Below are 14,822 nucleotides of genomic sequence, written 5' to 3'. Positions count from 1 at the left end.
GGTGATGCAGATGCACAGGCTCATGCCTGCTTTATTCCCCAGCCTCATCACTTTGTCCATATGTTTCAGATCACACAATTCGATTTGACAGCGCGCAGGCCTTGTGGCCCATCCTAGCCCCATGAACCTATCGCATCGCATCACCCATATCACTCCCGGCGGCTCAGACGGCTGGGAGGTATTTTATAAGTCCCGCCAGATGATTGCTGACGGTGTGGATGTCGTGGAACTGACCATCGGCGAACATGACATTCGCACCGACCCGATCATCCTAGACGCCATGCATGCCGCCGCAAAGGGCGGACACACGGGCTATGCAATGGTCCCGGGCATAGTGGCCTTGCGTGACAAGGTCGCGGCTCGCCTTCAGGCCCAATCCGGCATTCCGACCACACGCGACAACATTTTGATCACACCCGGTGGCCAAGCGGCACTGTTTGCCGCCCATCTGGCCTGCTGTAACGAAGGCGACGTGGCGCTGATCTGTGATCCCTATTACGCCACATACCCTGGCACTGTGCGCGGCATCGGGGCCACCCCGCGGCCCGTCATATGTACCCCCGAAAATAACTTCCAACCGCAAAAGGCCGATATTTTGGCTGCCAGCGAGGGGGCCACCAGCATCTTGATCAATACTCCCAACAATCCCACCGGCGTGGTCTATGACGCGGCCACCGTGCGAGGCATCGCCGAGGCAGCGACCCATGCCGATCTTTGGGTAATCTCAGACGAGGTGTACGACAGCCAAGTATGGAAAGGCGCCCATATCAGCCCTCGTAGCCTACCTGATATGGCGGATCGCACCCTGATAGTGGGCTCCATGTCCAAAAGCCACGCTATGACCGGTAGTCGCGTGGGGTGGGTCGCAGGCCCTGTGCAGGCCATAGAACACCTCACGAACCTTGCCACCCACACCACTTATGGCGTGGCAGGCTATATCCAAGACGCCGCCCTCTTTGCCCTCAATCAGGGTCCCGCCTTTGAGGCTGAAATCGGCGCGCCATTTAAACGACGCCGCGCCTTGGCCAAATCTGTGATCAACGGCCAAAACGTGGTTAAAATGATCAACTCCGACGGGGCCATGTATTTGATGCTGGATATCCGCGCCACAGGCCTCAGCGCCACTGACTTTGCCTATGGCTTATTGCACGCGCACCACATCGCCGTCATGCCCGGTGACAGCTTTGGCCAAGCCGCAGCGGGCCATATCCGCGTGGCCATGACCATAGAAGACACCAAATTCACCCAAGCGCTGGAAACTCTTTGCACCTTTGCTGCCAACCAGATCCCTTAGTTTCTTTTTTCTAAAAAATACTCCCGCCGGAGGCACCCGCCCCCTCAAACAAAGGCTAACCGATGACCAGTTTTCGTGACCTGCACCAAAAGGGCAACCCGTTCACCCTGATCAATGTCTGGGACAAGGGATCCGCACAGGTCATGGCGGCTTTGGGGGCGCAAGCCTTGGCCACATCCTCCAGCGCCCATGGGTTCACTTTGGGACGTCCCGACCAAGGGCACGTCAGCCGTGACGAAAGCCTGGCCCATGCCCAAGACATCCTCAGTGCCACCGACCTGCCCGTATCGGGCGATTTCGAGAACGGTTTTGGTCATGACCCCGAGACTTGCGCCGAAACCGTCCGCCTGTCAGCAGAGATCGGACTGGCAGGCATCTGTATCGAAGATGAAAGCCTGCCCGATGGTGGCGCCTATGAGTTTGATCTGGCCGTGGAGCGTGTCAAAGCGGCCTCCAGTGCGGCGCGCGCCTGCAAGCGCGATTTTTTCTTTGTGGCCCGCGCTGATGGGATGATGAACGGGCGCTACGATATCGACGAGGCCATCCGCCGTCTCAAGGCGTTTGAGACTGCGGGGGCTGATGGGCTTTATGCGCCGCTGCCTCCCACGCTAGACGATCTCAAACGCATCTGTGCCGAGACCTCTGTCCCTGTAAACGTTCTTGCGGCAGGGCCTTGGACCAAGTTCAGCCGCGCCGAATTGGCCGCTACTGGTGTTGCGCGGATCTCACTTGGATCGGCCTTTGCGCGGACCACTTACCGCACAATCGTGGATGCGGGCCAACAGATCCTAACAGGCGATTTTAAAGCCATGTCCAATGCCTTGCCCGGCGATGAAAAAGACGCGTTATTGGCACAAGGGGCGAAAAACTAGGCCTTTTTCCCCTGATATCCCCGGAAAGATCCGCGTATCCTGTTAACATTCCACATTTTAAAAAGGAGCGCTTATGCGGCTATTGCTGACCATCTGTCTTTGGATCGGGCTAAGTTTCGGGGCCACAGCCCAGACCTATCCCGACTACACATCTACCACTGTAAACGACTTTGCGGATCTCCTACCGGAGGACGCCGAGGCGCGGGTTCGATCCACTTTGGAACGGCTCAAATCAGAGCGGGACGTGGAGATAACCCTTGTGACGCTGACAGCTATGGCCAGTTATGTAGGTCCGCTCAACCTCGAAGACTATGCCACAAACCTCTTTAACACATGGGGTGTGGGTGACAGCAGCCGCAACGATGGTATTTTGGTGCTGATCTTTCGCCAAGACCGTGAAATGCGCATCGCACTGGGCTCAGGCTATGGGTTCGAATGGGATCGCGCGGCCTCAGAGGCGATAGAGCGCGGTTTTATCCCGTCGTTTCGCAATAACGACTACGCGGGCGGCATAGAGAGAGGCATTCAGCAAACCATAGACCGGATCGCGATACCTTTCCAAAACGGCGAGGTGCCAAAAACCGCTATTGATTGGGAAAAATATGGGATCTTCGGTCTCTTCGTAGGCATTGCCGCTATTGTTCTAGGCAAGGGTCCTTATCAAAAACTAAGGCTAAAGCGACGGGCCTGCCCCCAATGTGGCCAAACAGGCGGATTGCAACAAAGCAAGCGCACGACCACGCCTGCCACGCGCACAAGTACTGGCGCCGGATACAAGACCACAACTTGCCTCAATTGCAGCTACCACGACGAGCAGCGCTACACGATTTCGCGAACCTCTTCGTCCTCGGGCGGCAGCTTTGGTGGCGGCAGCAGTTCGGGCGGAGGGGCCTCTGGCAAGTGGTAGAATTTGAGTATTTTTGGAAAAAAGAAGCCTAAAACTGTCTGAAACCGACATTTGTCGCAAATAGACGGGCTGGGGTGCGACAATCTGTTCTGCTGGCTCTAACTTAGGGAGGACGGCAGATGAACAGCTTTATCTGTCAGCATTGGATTGTCGCGATGGTCATTGGGGCCACGCGAGGGCGTGCCGCGCGGGGGGCGCCGATCAAGGGTTTTTGACTAAACCTTTGATCTTTTTCCAACCCGGAGCCTTTTGCTATGAATGACCAATCCACATCCCGCCGTGCTGGCGGTCGTGCAGCCCGCCGTGCAGCCCGTGCAGCCCCCTTAGCCGAAAACCTGCGCCCTGTGCGTGCTGGCCTGTCCGGCGGCACCTATAAGCCCCTCTCTGACATCGATATCGCCAATATCCACGAAGCGGCGTTGACTGCCCTTGAGGAAATCGGCCTGTGCGAAGCCCCACAATCGGGCATCGACTATATGGTCGCGGCTGGCGCGATCTTGGGTGACGACGGGCGCATCCGCTTTCCCCGCGCTTTGGTTGAGGACATGCTGGCCAAAGCGGCAAAGACGATCACCCTGCATGGGCGTGATCCGAAACATGATCTGGACTTGCGCGATGACCGTGTTCACTACGGCACAGCAGGTGCTGCCGTCCATGTGGTGGATGTTGAGGGCCGCAATTACCGCGATAGCACCTTGCAGGATCTGTTTGATGCAGCCCGCATCGTAGACACCCTAGATAATCTGCACTTTCTTCAGCGCCCCTTGGTGGCCCGCGATATCACCGACAATTATGAACTGGATTTGAACACAATCTATGCCTGCTGTTCCGGCACGACCAAACATGTCGGCACCAGCTTTGTCGAGCCTGACTTCGTGCCCGGCTGTGTAGATATGCTGCATATGATTGCAGGTGACGAGGCCACGTGGCGCGCGCGCCCTTTCGTGTCAAACTCGAACTGTTTTGTCGTCCCGCCAATGAAATTTGCCACTGAAAGCTGCGAAGTGATGGAACGCTGCATCCATGCGGGCATGCCGGTCTTGTTGTTGTCTGCGGGTCAAGCCGGTGCCACGGCCCCTGCCCCAATTGCAGGCGCGATTGTTCAGGCGGTCGCTGAATGTTTGGCTGGCGTTGTTTATGTCAATTCCATCAAACCCGGACATCCAGCAATTTTTGGGACATGGCCATTTGTGTCTGACCTACGCTCGGGCGCTATGTCTGGCGGATCCGGTGAACAGGCCTTGCTGACCGCTGGCTGCGCGCAGATGCACAAGTTTTATGGCCTGCCCGGTGGGGCTGCTGCGGGCATCGCCGACGCGAAACTTCCGGACATGCAGGCGGGATGGGAACAGATGTGTTCCAATGTCATGGCGGGTCTGTCAGGCCTGAACATGGTCTATGAAGCCGCAGGCATGCATGCCTCATTGCTGGGGTATTGCATGGAAAGCCTGATTTTGGGTGATGATCTGCTGGGCCAGGCCCTGCGTTGTGTGCGCGGGATCGAAGTGACCACGGACACCCTCAGTCTAGAGACCATGCGCGCCACCTGCATGGGCGGGCCAGGTCATTACCTTGGCTCGGACCAGACACTCAGCGTGATGCAGACCGAATATATCTATCCGTCCCTTGCGGATCGTACATCCCCCAAAGAATGGGCCGAAGTAGGCAAACCCGATCTGATCAAAGCAGCAACCGCGCGAAAAGACGCAATTTTGGGCAGCGTGTCCGCGGCAGTGTTGGATCCGGTAACGGATCAAGCCATTCGCGAGCGGTTCAACATCCATCTTTCGCTCTAGCCTCTTGCAAGGGGCCTTGCTAATCTGAACACGCGTTCAATTAGGAGGCCCCACGCAATGCTCATCAAAGATACCTGTGCCATCGTCACCGGTGGTGCATCAGGCCTTGGAGCCGCCACGGCTGCACGCTTTCGGAACGCAGGCGCGAAAATGTTCATTCTTGATCGCCAAGAGGTTCCAGATGGAGCGGTCTGCGATGTGACCAACGAGGCCAGCGTGGCAGATGCCGTTACGAAGGCCAAAGCGGCGATGGGCCAGATCACCTGTGTGGTCAATTGTGCAGGCATCGCAACAGGCGAGAAAACCGTGGGGCGTGATGGGCCGCACCGCTTGGACAGCTTCCAACGCACCATCGACATCAATCTTGTTGGCACATTCAACGTGACCCGATTGGCGGCCGCTGAAATGGCGCAGAACACAGCCGATGCAGGTGGCATGCGCGGCGTCGTCATCTCGACAGCTTCGATTGCCGCTTTTGACGGGCAAATGGGACAAACGGCCTATGCTGCCTCAAAGGCAGGGATCGCTGGGTTACAGTTGCCCATGGCCCGCGATCTGGCCCGATCAGGGATCCGCACAATGGCCATCGCCCCCGGTGTGTTTATGACCCCGATGCTGGAAGGCTTGGGGCCCGAAATCACCGACGCACTCGCCGCTGATGTGACCTTCCCTAAACGCCTCGGCATGCCTGATGAATACGCCGCATTGGCGCAATTTATCGTGGAATGCGATTACCTGAATGGCGAAACCATCCGACTGGACGGCGCACTGCGGATGAAATAGCCCTAAGGACAAATGGTTGAGAAAGAAGGCCTGTCCCAATGTCCGAAGCCGATGTGATTTTGCCCCTAGGGGTCATCCTAACCTTTGTGGGTACTCTTGTTTCATTCTGGCATCTGACCAGCCAAGAAGAATTCAAACCCCTCAAAGACAGCGGGCAACGGATGAACATAAACATCTGGAACCTTGTATCATGGCTGTTTCGACCAAAAACCGATCCACTGCGCCCCTTGCACAAAAAAATGGGTCGGCTTGGGGCAATTCATTGGGTTGCTCTTATCGCAGGAGTTGTATTAACCTTTTATATAGCGTCGACAACGGTTTAACGGGGAACAAGTAAATGGCTGCAGAAGATTATGAGACAGGCACGGCCCTGATCGACGACTTTATTTCAACCGGTGTCCTACCTTCAGACGCAGAAATCAGAAATGCTGCGGCGGGCCTTTCCTCGGACTATGTGATAACCTTTGGCTACGCAGGTGAAGCTGGCGTCGCAGGCACGCCCTTTGGGGTCGAAGGCACGCGCACTTGGGTTTACGATTCCAACGGTGAACGATTTGGCATGTCCTCATTGGCGGGCACCTTGGGCGTAGGGGCCTTCCCGGTCGAAGGCGCTGTAGAGATCGGTATTGCCTATGTCGGCGACGAAGGCGTCTCATCGCTCACTGGCTTTTCGATTACCCTAGAAGGCGGTGTTGGCGTCGGCGCGGGCATAACAGTACCATTGAATGGCGGCGGTGCAGAATATGCCGCTGGTGTCTTTAGTCAGTTAAACGGCGGCTCGATCAGTGATCTGACAGCTGCCCTCCAGGATTTGCCCCCCGGAACCATCCTTTTTGCCCAAGCAGGCATGATCGCTGGCGGTGGTGGCGAAGTGTCTTACACGATCTCGGACAGCGGGCTTTCTTTGTTCTTTGGCGATGCCAACTATCAAGGACCTGCCAGTTTTGATGGTGTGAATTATTCAGCAGCCCTGAGATATGTCGAAGGACGGCATGGTCCCGTAACAATTCAATGGACTTTTGAAGGTGAAAACGGCGAGACACTGACAATCCGTCAACAATTCCAAGCGATTAACCAGCGTGATGGCGTAATGAGCGTCAATATGCGCACCAAGATTTTTGACGAAGACGGCAATCAACTGAACGAAAGCGAAGTGCGCGAATACGGCTTTACCAATCGCACCCAAGTGATTGGCGTTCAAAACGGTGGGTTTGTAGAACTCCAACGCTGTTTTGCCGCCGGTTCTTTGATCGAAATGTGGGACGGGCCGCAAAAGACGATCGAAGACGTCGCAGTCGATGATATCGTCATGTCTTACACAAACACCGGCGAATTGGTGCCCGGTCGCGTCACCAAGCTGTTTTCCAAAGAAACCACCATCGTTCTGGATTTCCACGGGCTGCACGTCACGCCGGAACACGTATTTCTATGCGCCCACGGGGTGTTTGACGGCACCCACGTGCCACTGATCGACATCTTGCGGTCGGACGCGGCTGTGGTCACACAATCGGGTCAAAAAATCCGTGCAGCAACCGGCTTGCCGGTAGGATCAGAGGGTGATCAACGGGTTTTGTGCGTGGTTACAGGCGAGACCACAAAAACCGGTCAAACACGTATCACGAACAGCACCAAACTGCGCCTCGACACGCGGTTCATCCACCCAAATGGAGTGGACATGAGCCTTGCGGAATTGGTCGAAGGCCTTGGCAAGCACATCACCGAGGATGGGTTGATTTCGCCAGACGAAACAGGGACAGACGCGCAGCCGCTGTACTGGTCGTTCTCCGAAAAGCTGCCTTTGCCCGAGGATTATGTGCTTTCGCGGTCCGGGGTGTCTTTGGATCAAATCCTCGCCTGTGAATTCCAGCCTAATATGCGCCAAACCCTCCAAGTGGCCCCACCACTGAGCTAAGCAGCCAAGAAACAGGCCCTAGGCCCGTTCCTCCAGATCCATCCATTCGGCCTCGGCGTCGGACAGCATGTTGTTGCGTTCGATCAGGGCATCTGTGCCTTTTTGGAACTTTACAGGGTCTTTGGTGAACATCTCGGGGTCGGACAGAAAGGTTTCCAGCTTGGCGATCTCGGCCTCAAGACGTTCGATCACTGCCGGCAATTCCTCTAACCGGTGCTGTTCGGTAAAACTCAGGCCAGTGGCCCTTACGGCCTCGGGTGTTTTGTCTTTTTTCGGGCTGGTGGCCTTCTTTTTGGCGATGTTGGCGGCCATTACCTCGGTGCGTTGCGATTGGTAATCGGACCAGCCACCGGCATAGACCGTGGCCCGCCCGTCCCCTTCCATGGCAATTGTGGTGCTGGCCACACGGTCCAGAAAATCACGGTCGTGACTGACCAACAAGACCGTGCCGTCGTAATCACCCAGAACCTCTTGCAACAGGTCCAGTGTTTCGATGTCCAGATCATTGGTCGGTTCGTCCAATACCAAAAGGTTGGATTCGCGCGCAAGGATCTTGGCCAGCAACAGCCGCGCTTTTTCACCGCCCGACAAGGACCGCACGGGCGCGCGCGCCTGTGCCTCATTAAACAAGAAATCCTTGAGATATCCCACCACGTGGCGCGGCGCACCACGGACCATGACCTGATCAGCCTTGCCTGACACCCGCATATCCGGGTCGCCCGTTAAACTATCCCAAAGGGACATATCAGGGTCCAATTGAGCACGGGATTGATCAAATTCAGCCAGCTCCAGATTGGTGCCCAGTTTGATCTCGCCCGTATCTGGTTGTGTCTTGCCGATCAGCATATTCAACAGCGTCGTCTTACCGGCCCCATTAGGCCCCACAAAGGCGATCCGGTCCTTGCGCTGGACCTTCAAGGAAAAGTCTTTGAGGATCACTTTGTCCCCATAAGCCTTTGTAATATCAATTGCTTCCATCACCTTCTTGCCCGACGTAGGGCCTGCTTCCATGACCAATTGCGCAGTGCCCTGCCGTTTGATCTGGCTTGCTTTTTCAGCACGCAAATCCTGCAGGGCCCGCACGCGGCCTTGGTTGCGTTTGCGCCGCGCAGAAATCCCCTCCACGGCCCAACGGGCCTCGGCTTTGATCTTGCGATTAAGCTTGTGGCGCTGCTCGTCTTCTTCGTCCCAGACCTTGTCACGCCACGCCTCAAACGCGCTAAAGCCTTGCTCTTGTCGGCGCACAGCCCCCCTGTCGATCCAAAGAGTGGCGCGTGTCAGCTCGTTAAGGAATGCACGGTCGTGACTGATCATCACATAGGCCGTACGCGTCGATTTCAGGGTCTCTTCCAGCCAGCCGATAGCCTGAATGTCCAAATGGTTCGTCGGCTCGTCCAGCAACATCAACTCTGGCGCCTCGGCCATCAGTTTGGCCAAAGCAGCACGCCTGCGTTCTCCGCCAGAGGCCGTGTTGACGTCGCCATCGGGGTTCAATTTCAGGCCCTCGGCGATGATATCAACCTTGTAATCCTCGCCCAGATCCAGCCCGCTGGCGGCATAATCCCCAAGGGTGGCAAAACCTTCCATGGTTGGGTCCTGCTCCATATAGCCCACGGATGTGCCCGGCGGAATGGTCACACCGCCTGTGTCCGGCTCAACCAAGCCTGCCATGACTTTCATCAAGGTCGATTTACCCGATCCATTGCGACCCACAAGTGCCACACGGTCGCCCTGCTGGACCACCAAACCAAGTTGGGAAAAAATCGGATCACCGCCAAAAGTAAGCGAGATATCGGACATCTGAAGAAGGGGTGCACGTGCCATGGCAGCGGCCTAGAACGCCTGCCCGCGAAGGTCAACCAGCAGCGGCAATTGCCCGCAAGGCGCGTGCCCGCGCCGCAGGGATTTTTGCGACCTCAAGGGCTGTGAACACATGCAGAGTGTCCAGATCATAGTCGCGTACAGCGTGATCACTGACCCAGCCCCCCATAGCCAGATAACTGCGCAACAAAGGCGGCATCGCCCCAAGCGCCTCGCGCGGGGCATCGGGTCCAAGTGGCAAGGGGGTTGCATGGGTAGACTTTGGCAGAATACGCAGTTGCGCAGGCCCTTGGCTGTGACTGCGCAGATATTGCAAGACAGGGGCGTGCAGTTCAGGGTTATTACCCACAAAGGACGCACATCCAAAGATCAGACCAATGCCTTTTGCGTCCACTGTTTGGGTCAGATGCCCCCAAGCCGTGCGCAGAATATCCGTAGATTTTGGGTGAGGCAGCGCGCAAAACCGGCCTAATTCCAAAAGTGGCGCACCAAAATCGGCCAGATTTGCCAAATTATAACGTTGCGCCGAATAGCATGCTTGCAAATCAGTCTGCGTCTCGATCACTTTGACCCGCGCGCAGGCCAAAAGCCTGCCATCGGCGCGATCCTCGACAAGTAAATGCACACACGCCTCATCGTAGGGGTCACAATCGAGCCCCTCGCCCCCGCGAAAGGCCTGATGGCGCAGCCGTTGGGCCGCCCGGATGTCAACGGGGGCCGTGGTCAGCCGCGCCGCGAACCCGCCTTTGCTTGGCGCAATATTCATCCTCTGGCCCCCACCCTTGGCACTGCGCCACTGGATATTTGGCGCGTTCTCACCATATTAACCCTGAATGCAGAAATATGAGAAGGATGTAACATGGATAAGGTCGAAAAAACCGAAGCCGAATGGAAAGCCCAACTAGATGATATGTCCTATAAGGTTCTGCGCAAACATGGGACCGAGCGGGCATTTAGCAACGATAACTTCCCCAAGGAGGCTGGCACCTTTATGTGCAAGGGCTGTGGCACACCCTTGTTTGAGCAGGCCACTAAATTTGATAGCGGCACAGGGTGGCCATCTTTTTATGCGCCTGTAGACAGCGAATTTGTGGGCGAAAAGCAGGACAACAGCTGGCTGATGCGCCGCACAGAGGTGCACTGTAACCGCTGCGAGGGGCATCTGGGCCATGTCTTTCCCGACGGCCCTGCCCCAACGGGGTTGCGCTATTGCATCAATGGCGCGGCACTGGAATTTGAGCCCGAAAACGATTGATCAAAACGGCGCGCGGGACATAAACCGCGCGCCCAAACCCAGCCTAGTTACTGCCCCAGCCTAGTTACTGCGCCCGAGGAAGTTACCCGCATCCAAGTTGCCGAAGTTACCCAAAAGCTGACGGATAAACGTCACACCGCGAATGTTGGTATCGGTCACACGACGCGACAACGGCACAACATTGCCGTCTTCCAACGTAAAGCGTTCGATGTTTTCAACAACACCAACCTCATCAAAGGTCACGGCCACCAACAATCGCTCGACCGCGCGCGGTTCTTGATAGGCAAAGTGGCGGAAGCGGCTGGACACATAATAGGCGCCGGTGTCATTCAAAACACCGCCCGATGAGGGACGTCCAAGCACATCAATGACGCTGTCGCGCGTATCGACGCCAACGATCAATTCTGCCAGCTCGTCCTCAGATGGGGTATAGCCGTGGTTTCTATATATAGTGGTGCACGACGCCACAGCGATCAAAGCCACCGCGGCGATAGTGTTCCGTAAAATTGTCCAGCCCCGCGTCATTGCCTGCGTCGCCTTTCTGCTATTGGCCTCTGCTAAGGTCCCTTGCGTTGAGGTCCCTCAAGATTTAATCACACCTACACCAAGCAACCCCCGCACTTCAAGCATCGCCGAACGACATGCATACTCGCACACCAAGAATGAACGCTCATGGCTGACACTGTCTCGAAATTGGTCCTATCGGATCTGCCCAACCGCAAGCCGACGCGGTTTACCTTTGAACCCTCAGCAGCTGTGCTGGCTGGGCTGAAGGCAGAGTTTGATTTGCTGGACCTTACAAAACTGCGGCTCAGCGGCGAAATAGCCCCTGCAGGGTCCACCGACTGGCGGCTCATGGCGCAATTGGGGGCAACCGTGACCCAAACCTGCGTGGTCACGCTAGATCCTGTTCGCACACGCCTCGAGGAACAGGTCGAGCGGTTTTATACGAATAACACACCGGATTTAGACATCTCGGACGAGATCGAGATGCCAGACGATGATACAATCGAATCTGTACCCGCAGTGTTGGATTTGGCAGCCCTTGCCACAGAAGCGCTGGCACTGGCCTTGCCGCAATACCCGCGTGCCGCAGATGCTGCATTGGACGAGACGAACTTTACCGAACCGGGCAAACAGGCCATGCGCGACGAAGATACACGGCCTTTTGCAGGTCTGGCGGGGCTGCGTGATCAATTACAGGACAAGAATCCGTCAGATGAGACGTAAAAACCGCGCCATTGCCCTTGCACCGCCATCGAATCCGACTAAACAGGCGCTTCTGTAATCTACGGGCTGGACACATCGGTCGATATAGCTTATCGCCCGCCAGACATTCCGAAACACTTGGGGCCAAAACGCTTTTGCCCCCTATAATAACTGAGGTTGAGACATGGCTGTCCCCCAGAATAAAATCTCGAAATCCCGCCGCAACAACCGTCGCGCACATGACGCGTTGGTCGCTGGCAACCCAAATGAGTGCGACAACTGCGGTGAGCTGAAACGCCCACACCACGTTTGTGCAGCTTGCGGTCACTACGACAACAAAGAAATTGTTGCTGTTGTTGACGAAGTAGAGCTGGACGAAGACGCAGCATAAGCTGAAAGGTCTGTGCAACGATGACGATGGCCACGCCGAAGTCTGCGATTGCGCATATCATTTCTGTTGACGCCATGGGCGGTGATTTAGGGCCTGCAGCTGTTGTTGCGGGCCTTTCTAAATCTGCGCAGAAAAATCCTGATATCCGATTTATTTTGCATGGTCCGCAAGATCAGCTGGTGCCACTGGTGGCCAAGCGCAAATTGGCCAGACGTTGCGAGATTCGTCATGCAGAGGGCGTCGTCAAAATGGACGACAAGCCCAGCCATATCATGCGCCACGGAAAAGGCACCTCGATGTGGTCCACCGTCGAGGCTGTGCGCAATGGCGAGGCCGCCGTCGCTGTCTCTTGCGGCAACACTGGCGCTTTGATGGCCCTGTCAATGGTGCGCTTACGCAAAGTCGAGGGCGTGAATCGCCCCGCCATTGCCTGCCTGTGGCCCTCACGCAATGCAGGCGGGTTCAACGTGATGTTGGATGTAGGCGCTGACGTACGGGCAGACGAACAAGATTTGCTGCTTTATGCGCTGATGGGCGCGTCTTATGCCCGCAACGGCCTGGATCTCAAGCGTCCGCGGATTGGCCTGCTGAATGTGGGCACTGAAGAACACAAAGGCAGCGCGGTGATGAAAGTTGCCCACGAATTAATCGCCAAAGCCGCTGATGCCGCCGAGTTCGAGTTTGTCGGGTTTGTCGAAGGATCGGACATCCCGTCCAACCGCGTCGACGTAATCGTCACCGACGGGTTCACTGGAAATATCGCCCTGAAAACCGGGGAAGGCACAGCAGGCTTTATCCGCGACAGCCTCAAGGATGCGTTCAAGGCCACGCCCCTGTCACGCATCGCCGCCCTTTTGGCTATGACGTCCCTGCGCCGTTTGACCCAACGCATTGATCCGCGCCGCGTCAATGGGGGCGTGTTTTTGGGCCTTAACGGAACAGTGGTCAAATCACACGGCTCGGCCGATGCCTTGGGTGTCACCTCGGCTGTGAAACTGGCCTATCAACTGGCGCAATCAAGCTTTGCCGATAAACTGGCCGCACGGGTTGCAAGTGCCACCTCCTTGGCACAAGGTGTTGGTGAGCAGACAGAAACGGCAGACAGTGAAAGCGCACAAAAATGACACTACGCGCAGTTGTAAAAGGTGTTGGGCATTACCTGCCTGAACGCGTCGTCCCCAACAGCGAATTCGAAGCCTCATTGGACACCACTGATGAATGGATCAAATCCCGTTCCGGCATAGAACGCAGACATTTCGCCGCTGACGGCCAAACCACATCAGATCTTGCGACCCACGCGGCCCAAGCCGCCTTGGACAACGCAGGCCTTCAGGCCAATGATATTGACGCAATCGTTTTGGCCACATCCACAGCTGATCTGACCTTCCCTTCGGCCGCCACAATGGTGCAGCACGCCCTAGGCATGACGCGCGGATTTGCTTTTGACGTGCAGGCGGTTTGCGCTGGCTTTGTTTTCGCCTTGGCCAATGCCAACGCGTTAATCCTGTCCGGTCAGGCAAACCGCGTTTTGGTGATTGGCGCCGAAACATTTAGCCGCATCATGGATTGGACCGATCGCGGCACCTGCGTTTTGTTCGGCGATGGCGCAGGAGCAGTGATTCTGGAAGCTGCCGAAGGACAAGGTCTGGCCAGCGATCAGGGCATTTTGTCTACGGACCTCAATTCAGACGGACGCCACCGTGATATTTTATACGTCGATGGCGGCACCTCTACGCAAACGACGGGGCATTTGCGGATGCAAGGCAAAGAAGTCTTCCGCCATGCCGTGGAAAAACTGGCCTCCACCGCCCATACGGCTATGCAAAAAGCAGGCGTCACAGCCAGCGATGTAGACTGGATCGTCCCCCACCAAGCCAACTTGCGGATCATCAAATCCACAGCTCAGAAGATCAGCGTTCCCATGGACCGCGTGATTGTTACCGTGCAAGACCACGGAAATACCTCAGCCGCCTCGATCCCCTTGGCCCTGTCTGTCGGGGTTCAAAACGGTCAGATCCGACCGGGCGATTTGCTGGTCACCGAGGCCATCGGCGGCGGCTTGGCCTGGGGGTCTGTTGTGGTGCGCTGGTAGCGCGCCCGGGACATAGGCTGTTCAAAATTGACCGAATTTGCAGGAATGACGCGGCTTTATCGCCTTTCGGTTGCGCAAACACAACCTCACACACTCATTAGGCAAGATAAGCAACCCATTGATATTGACTCGGAATTTCACCGTGGCCTATGGTCGTCTGCAACACCAAGGGGGATTCAATGGCCGAAAAGACACTGACACGCATGGACCTGAGCGAGGCGGTGTTCCGCGAAGTAGGCCTATCCCGAAACGATTCCGCACAGTTGGTAGAAAGTGTGTTGGAACATATGTCTGATGCTCTTGTCCAAGGCGACTCGGTTAAAATCTCGTCATTTGGGACGTTTTCAGTGCGCTCAAAGGCAGCGCGGGTTGGACGAAACCCAAAGACCGGCGAAGAAGTACCCATTCACCCCCGTCGCGTTTTGACCTTTCGCCCCTCGCATCTGATGAAAGACAAGGTCGCCGCCGGCAACAAACGCTAGGATCTGCT

General features: G+C 56.3%; 15 protein-coding genes. 12 read left to right on the top strand and 3 right to left on the bottom strand.

The window, feature by feature from the left end; translation table 11 throughout:
- Nucleotides 1-121: 121 nt before the first annotated feature.
- From ACIRQ6_RS06635 to ACIRQ6_RS06610, 6 genes are all read left to right on the top strand, one after another.
- Entirely contained in the window at nt 122-1,294 is a 1,173-nt protein-coding gene (locus tag ACIRQ6_RS06635) for a pyridoxal phosphate-dependent aminotransferase (RefSeq protein WP_420863348.1), read from the top strand.
- 62 nt (nt 1,295-1,356) lie between these two features.
- The gene (locus ACIRQ6_RS06630) at nt 1,357-2,166 is read left to right on the top strand and encodes an isocitrate lyase/PEP mutase family protein (RefSeq protein ID WP_420863347.1); all 810 of its coding nucleotides are present in this window, start codon (nt 1,357-1,359) and stop codon (nt 2,164-2,166) included.
- Nucleotides 2,167-2,239: 73 nt separating this feature from the next.
- On the top strand, nt 2,240-3,073 hold the full coding sequence (locus ACIRQ6_RS06625) for a TPM domain-containing protein (protein WP_420863346.1): 834 nt from the start codon (nt 2,240-2,242) through the stop codon (nt 3,071-3,073).
- A 254-nt stretch (nt 3,074-3,327) separates the two neighbouring features.
- A complete protein-coding gene (locus ACIRQ6_RS06620; protein WP_420863345.1) occupies nt 3,328-4,869 on the top strand; it encodes a trimethylamine methyltransferase family protein in 1,542 nt (513 codons plus the stop codon).
- A gap of 57 nt (nt 4,870-4,926) precedes the next feature.
- Entirely contained in the window at nt 4,927-5,652 is a 726-nt protein-coding gene (locus tag ACIRQ6_RS06615; protein WP_420863344.1) for an SDR family NAD(P)-dependent oxidoreductase, read from the top strand.
- A 337-nt stretch (nt 5,653-5,989) separates the two neighbouring features.
- Complete coding sequence (locus ACIRQ6_RS06610; protein WP_420863343.1) at nt 5,990-7,564, top strand: Hint domain-containing protein; 1,575 nt, start codon at nt 5,990-5,992, stop codon at nt 7,562-7,564.
- 18 nt (nt 7,565-7,582) lie between these two features.
- On the opposite strand, the gene ACIRQ6_RS06605 is transcribed toward ACIRQ6_RS06610, so the two are convergent.
- Both ACIRQ6_RS06605 and ACIRQ6_RS06600 read right to left on the bottom strand, forming a co-directional pair.
- A complete protein-coding gene (locus ACIRQ6_RS06605; RefSeq protein ID WP_420863342.1) occupies nt 7,583-9,388 on the bottom strand; it encodes an ABC-F family ATP-binding cassette domain-containing protein in 1,806 nt (601 codons plus the stop codon).
- Between the two features lie 31 nt (nt 9,389-9,419).
- Nucleotides 9,420-10,151, bottom strand: coding sequence for a GNAT family N-acetyltransferase (locus ACIRQ6_RS06600; RefSeq protein ID WP_420863341.1), 732 nt, complete (start codon nt 10,149-10,151; stop codon nt 9,420-9,422).
- Between the two features lie 93 nt (nt 10,152-10,244).
- Between ACIRQ6_RS06600 and msrB the strand changes: the two genes are divergently transcribed.
- Nucleotides 10,245-10,640 (top strand): peptide-methionine (R)-S-oxide reductase MsrB, encoded by a 396-nt coding sequence (gene msrB / locus ACIRQ6_RS06595; protein ID WP_420863340.1) that lies wholly within the window; start codon nt 10,245-10,247, stop codon nt 10,638-10,640.
- A gap of 60 nt (nt 10,641-10,700) precedes the next feature.
- Here msrB and ACIRQ6_RS06590 read toward each other — a convergent pair whose 3' ends face one another.
- Nucleotides 10,701-11,165, bottom strand: coding sequence for an outer membrane protein assembly factor BamE (locus ACIRQ6_RS06590; protein WP_420863339.1), 465 nt, complete (start codon nt 11,163-11,165; stop codon nt 10,701-10,703).
- 147 nt (nt 11,166-11,312) lie between these two features.
- Here ACIRQ6_RS06590 and ACIRQ6_RS06585 point away from each other — a divergent pair, with 147 nt between their 5' ends.
- The 5 genes from ACIRQ6_RS06585 to ihfA all read left to right on the top strand — a co-directional run bounded on the left by ACIRQ6_RS06585 (nt 11,313) and on the right by ihfA (nt 14,814).
- The gene (locus tag ACIRQ6_RS06585; RefSeq protein WP_420863338.1) at nt 11,313-11,870 is read left to right on the top strand and encodes a YceD family protein; all 558 of its coding nucleotides are present in this window, start codon (nt 11,313-11,315) and stop codon (nt 11,868-11,870) included.
- 163 nt (nt 11,871-12,033) lie between these two features.
- Nucleotides 12,034-12,240, top strand: coding sequence for a 50S ribosomal protein L32 (gene rpmF / locus ACIRQ6_RS06580; protein ID WP_420863337.1), 207 nt, complete (start codon nt 12,034-12,036; stop codon nt 12,238-12,240).
- A 20-nt stretch (nt 12,241-12,260) separates the two neighbouring features.
- A complete protein-coding gene (plsX, locus tag ACIRQ6_RS06575; RefSeq protein WP_420863336.1) occupies nt 12,261-13,364 on the top strand; it encodes a phosphate acyltransferase PlsX in 1,104 nt (367 codons plus the stop codon).
- Nucleotides 13,361-14,332, top strand: a complete 972-nt coding sequence (locus ACIRQ6_RS06570; protein ID WP_420863335.1) for a beta-ketoacyl-ACP synthase III — start codon at nt 13,361-13,363, stop codon at nt 14,330-14,332. The genes plsX and ACIRQ6_RS06570 overlap by 4 nt, the downstream gene beginning before the upstream one ends.
- Nucleotides 14,333-14,511: 179 nt before the next feature.
- The gene (gene ihfA / locus ACIRQ6_RS06565) at nt 14,512-14,814 is read left to right on the top strand and encodes an integration host factor subunit alpha (protein ID WP_420863334.1); all 303 of its coding nucleotides are present in this window, start codon (nt 14,512-14,514) and stop codon (nt 14,812-14,814) included.
- Nucleotides 14,815-14,822 lie beyond the last annotated feature (8 nt).

The sequence above is a fragment of the Algirhabdus cladophorae genome (assembly GCF_044772865.1).
GTDB lineage: Bacteria > Pseudomonadota > Alphaproteobacteria > Rhodobacterales > Rhodobacteraceae > Algirhabdus > Algirhabdus cladophorae.
The sequence above is the reverse complement of the archived record's forward strand: the minus strand, read 5'-3'. Positions and strand labels throughout refer to the sequence as shown.

Bases quoted from the DNA above. Each gene is read 5' to 3' on its own strand.
- ACIRQ6_RS06605 (WP_420863342.1), bottom strand. From the start codon at position 9,388: ATGGCACGTGCACCCCTTCTTCAGATGTCCGATATCTCGCTTACTTTT.
- ACIRQ6_RS06635 (WP_420863348.1), top strand. From the start codon at position 122: ATGAACCTATCGCATCGCATCACCCATATCACTCCCGGCGGCTCAGAC.
- ACIRQ6_RS06600 (WP_420863341.1), bottom strand. From the start codon at position 10,151: ATGAATATTGCGCCAAGCAAAGGCGGGTTCGCGGCGCGGCTGACCACG.
- msrB (WP_420863340.1), top strand. From the start codon at position 10,245: ATGGATAAGGTCGAAAAAACCGAAGCCGAATGGAAAGCCCAACTAGAT.
- ACIRQ6_RS06590 (WP_420863339.1), bottom strand. From the start codon at position 11,165: ATGACGCGGGGCTGGACAATTTTACGGAACACTATCGCCGCGGTGGCT.
- ACIRQ6_RS06630 (WP_420863347.1), top strand. From the start codon at position 1,357: ATGACCAGTTTTCGTGACCTGCACCAAAAGGGCAACCCGTTCACCCTG.
- ihfA (WP_420863334.1), top strand. From the start codon at position 14,512: ATGGCCGAAAAGACACTGACACGCATGGACCTGAGCGAGGCGGTGTTC.
- ACIRQ6_RS06570 (WP_420863335.1), top strand. From the start codon at position 13,361: ATGACACTACGCGCAGTTGTAAAAGGTGTTGGGCATTACCTGCCTGAA.
- ACIRQ6_RS06610 (WP_420863343.1), top strand. From the start codon at position 5,990: ATGGCTGCAGAAGATTATGAGACAGGCACGGCCCTGATCGACGACTTT.
- ACIRQ6_RS06620 (WP_420863345.1), top strand. From the start codon at position 3,328: ATGAATGACCAATCCACATCCCGCCGTGCTGGCGGTCGTGCAGCCCGC.
- ACIRQ6_RS06585 (WP_420863338.1), top strand. From the start codon at position 11,313: ATGGCTGACACTGTCTCGAAATTGGTCCTATCGGATCTGCCCAACCGC.
- plsX (WP_420863336.1), top strand. From the start codon at position 12,261: ATGACGATGGCCACGCCGAAGTCTGCGATTGCGCATATCATTTCTGTT.
- ACIRQ6_RS06625 (WP_420863346.1), top strand. From the start codon at position 2,240: ATGCGGCTATTGCTGACCATCTGTCTTTGGATCGGGCTAAGTTTCGGG.
- rpmF (WP_420863337.1), top strand. From the start codon at position 12,034: ATGGCTGTCCCCCAGAATAAAATCTCGAAATCCCGCCGCAACAACCGT.
- ACIRQ6_RS06615 (WP_420863344.1), top strand. From the start codon at position 4,927: ATGCTCATCAAAGATACCTGTGCCATCGTCACCGGTGGTGCATCAGGC.